This window comes from Bacteroides sp. 2201st1_D9_2201SCRN_220225 (assembly GCF_040928965.1).
Lineage (GTDB): Bacteria > Bacteroidota > Bacteroidia > Bacteroidales > Bacteroidaceae > Bacteroides > Bacteroides stercoris.
Genome location: NZ_JBCODG010000148.1, coordinates 1 through 2,979, shown reverse-complemented (window position 1 = coordinate 2,979; position 2,979 = coordinate 1). Strand labels below are relative to the sequence as shown.

Here is a 2,979-nt window from a genome sequence, read left to right as displayed (position 1 = left end):
ATTCGCTAGCTCAGCAGGTAGAGCACAACACTTTTAATGTTGGGGTCTTGGGTTCGAGCCCCAAGCGGATCACTTGAAAATCAAGCAGTTATCTAAAAAGATAACTGCTTTTTTCTTTTGTATATACTGCGATTTGACGGCTTTGATGTAAACGGACTAACGTAAAAACTTCAAAATAAAAAGCACACCTTCGCAAAAAGAAACATAAAAGAGGATAATCCGATATGATTACCAACCGGGAAGAAGTGATAGACAAGGCATTCAAGGTGTTTTTGAGGATGAACTACGAGAAAGCGAGTATCAGCACGCTGGCGAAAGCCTGCGGGGTGGTAAAGACGGGGGTAGTATATTATTTTCCCCATAAACTCGACTTGTTTATGGCGGTAGCAGACAAGTATGTCATACAGATGCAGACACCGGCCAACAAGTTTGCCGGGCCGACGGAAACACTGGCTGAATTTATAGAACAGTATGTGGCAGGAGTGAGTGCAGTCATGAACCATATCATCAAACAGGTACAATGCTGTGCAGATGATAATGAATGCTGTCCCAACTTCTATTATTTCCATTTCCTTTCCCAAGTGAGGATGTATTATCCCGGAGCCCGTGAAAAAATGGAAGAAATATTCCGCAAGGAACACGAACTATGGAAGGCGGTCATACAGAAGGCAAAAGAGAGCGGTGAAATAAAGCAAGATACGGATGTGAAAAAGACCGCCTCGTTGTTCCGTCAAATATTCCTGGGCATGTCCTACGAGCAATCGTTCCTGAATGGTCTGGATGTAGACGAATTGAAGGAGAAATTAGATAATCTATACTCGCTCCTGAAAGCCTGACTTCTTTTAGCAATATTTAAAATATTTCGATAAAAATATTTTCTGAACAACCGTTCAGATTTCAATACTTTGCTTTATCTTTGAGGTATAAAGCAACCGCCAAAGATATGGACAAGATACAGAAGCAACGGTCAAGCATCGTCCTGTACAGAGAAAAAGTGAACGGTGAACGCTACATACGGATAAAGTATGCAAATAATCCGGCAATTGCCCTACTACTTTCCCGGGAGAGCAGCATACAAATGGCGGACAACGCTTCCGCCTACATAACAGTTACCGCCTTTAAACTACCGGATTTCTCCGACCGCTCTTCTCCCTACGCCTACATAGATTATAGCCGGACGTACGTGCAGCACCCCAATTCACAACAGACATACATGTTACCGGAAGACTATCTGAAACTACTGAATCTCACCTCACAAGGCGTTGTCAGTGAATGGATACTGGTACGCATCATGGGCAAAATTTGCTGGGATACAACAATATTAAAGATGACGAATATTTATCTTCATGTAACGAATGCCCTCAAGTCAAGCATACCCAATCCACTTGATACGCTGGATGATTTGTAGGGGGTAGCTATTAGAGATTAGGAAGCACACCTGTCAGGTGTCAGTTATCAAAATAGAAGATACCAAACAAGTGTTTTTACAAATAATATTATCAACAAATTAATAAATTACAATTATGGACTTTATAAACAAACTTTTAGACGAAAATTACGATTGGGGTGATAAACGTATTGATGAAGACGTTTACGATGAACTGAGTGCCGAACTCATCATTGATTACTTAAAGAAACATGATTCAGAAATTCGCCAAATGCTGGCTCTAAGCTGGAATTTTGATAATCCTAAGAAAGTTATCCAATGGATTGTCGAGCAGCCCGATACAGACAAAGGAACATGCCTGCTACTTTATTGGCGGATGGCTCCAGATTTCAGCAAACAGTTTGTAAACCGTGAGGAATGTGAAAATACTCATAGTTGGTATCTTGAAGATTATGACATCATCCAAACAATTGAACAGAATTACACATCAGGATTTTACAGGAACCAACGCTACGCTTTCAATCCTTGTCATGATTCGTATCAAGATGGATATGACTGGACTGCAAGTTTGAATCCTTCGGAATTTAAGATTCCCATTCCCCAAGAAATGTTTACTGCTTTAAATGGTATTGCATTGGATGTGCCTTCTTGGGAAGAAGGTATCCCTGAAGACTTGCAACCTGCAATGGATCGTTTGGCTGATTTAGTAGATGAATAATATGTTGATAACAAGCACCTATTCCACCTAACGGTGGCAAGCTGCAACCCATTATAAACAATATGTATCGCATTGCAAACATAGTACTATTTGTTCTTGTTGTTCTTGCCATTTTCGTGGTAATGGGTTGCTCTTGTAGTAAAACTCTGTGTGAACGTAACATACAAGATGATATACTCAATATTGATAAATTCCGTAAACAAAGTAAAAAAGAGTACCGCTATATAGAAGAAGATGCGAAAAGATTGTTTGCAAATTCGGCAGCGGTTTATCCCGATACATTATACCGCCAACAATATACTTCATTGCAAGGTTATTTCTATGGAGAAACTGGATTTGACTTATATTGTATATGGTATGCACAGTTTAATGCCAATAATAGGAAACACTATCGTTGTGAACGTAAGACATTAAACAAAATATTCTATTGTGTAAATGATATGTTGAGATGTATTGCCGGGGGCGGAACTGGCTTTGCACATGAAACATACCGCATACCAGCATACACAGAGTATTACATCTATAAATATCAGAATATGGAAGCCAATAAACAGTACCAAGATAATGACATAAGCCAAACGATTTCAAATTTATGGCAGATAATGGCTACATATAATAACGAAGATATGCCCTTTGAAATATTAGCTTATAAAATGAAATACATATATGAAAATGTGGAATATATAAAATCATTACTTACTGCTGAAATATATAATTATTGCCTGCAAGAATATATGTGCAGACTAATAAACGAAAATGTAAGTGAGCAAGAACAATTAAGTTTATAACAACGAAAGATGAGGTTGTGTCAAAACGTTGGCACAACCTCATTTATATTTTAAGTTCTGCTATATTTTCTTTTGGCTATGCTACT

4 protein-coding genes and 1 tRNA gene are annotated in these 2,979 nt (G+C 38.5%); all 5 read left to right on the top strand.

Features of this window, described 5'->3' with window-relative positions:
- The 5 genes from AB5903_RS22175 to AB5903_RS22155 all read left to right on the top strand — a co-directional run bounded on the left by AB5903_RS22175 (position 1) and on the right by AB5903_RS22155 (position 2,893).
- A tRNA-Lys gene (locus AB5903_RS22175) sits at positions 1-72 on the top strand.
- A gap of 152 nt (positions 73-224) precedes the next feature.
- On the top strand, positions 225-836 hold the full coding sequence (locus tag AB5903_RS22170; protein WP_272710866.1) for a TetR/AcrR family transcriptional regulator: 612 nt from the start codon (positions 225-227) through the stop codon (positions 834-836).
- Between the two features lie 107 nt (positions 837-943).
- Positions 944-1,408, top strand: coding sequence for a hypothetical protein (locus AB5903_RS22165; protein ID WP_118363260.1), 465 nt, complete (start codon positions 944-946; stop codon positions 1,406-1,408).
- Between the two features lie 115 nt (positions 1,409-1,523).
- Complete coding sequence (locus tag AB5903_RS22160) at positions 1,524-2,105, top strand: DUF4274 domain-containing protein (RefSeq protein WP_070753182.1); 582 nt, start codon at positions 1,524-1,526, stop codon at positions 2,103-2,105.
- Between the two features lie 62 nt (positions 2,106-2,167).
- On the top strand, positions 2,168-2,893 hold the full coding sequence (locus AB5903_RS22155; protein ID WP_195658761.1) for a hypothetical protein: 726 nt from the start codon (positions 2,168-2,170) through the stop codon (positions 2,891-2,893).
- Positions 2,894-2,979 lie beyond the last annotated feature (86 nt).

What these genes read in the sequence shown, in the direction of transcription:
- AB5903_RS22170 (WP_272710866.1), top strand. Translation starts at nt 225, where the DNA reads ATGATTACCAACCGGGAAGAAGTGATAGACAAGGCATTCAAGGTGTTT.
- AB5903_RS22165 (WP_118363260.1), top strand. Translation starts at nt 944, where the DNA reads ATGGACAAGATACAGAAGCAACGGTCAAGCATCGTCCTGTACAGAGAA.
- AB5903_RS22160 (WP_070753182.1), top strand. Translation starts at nt 1,524, where the DNA reads ATGGACTTTATAAACAAACTTTTAGACGAAAATTACGATTGGGGTGAT.
- AB5903_RS22155 (WP_195658761.1), top strand. Translation starts at nt 2,168, where the DNA reads ATGTATCGCATTGCAAACATAGTACTATTTGTTCTTGTTGTTCTTGCC.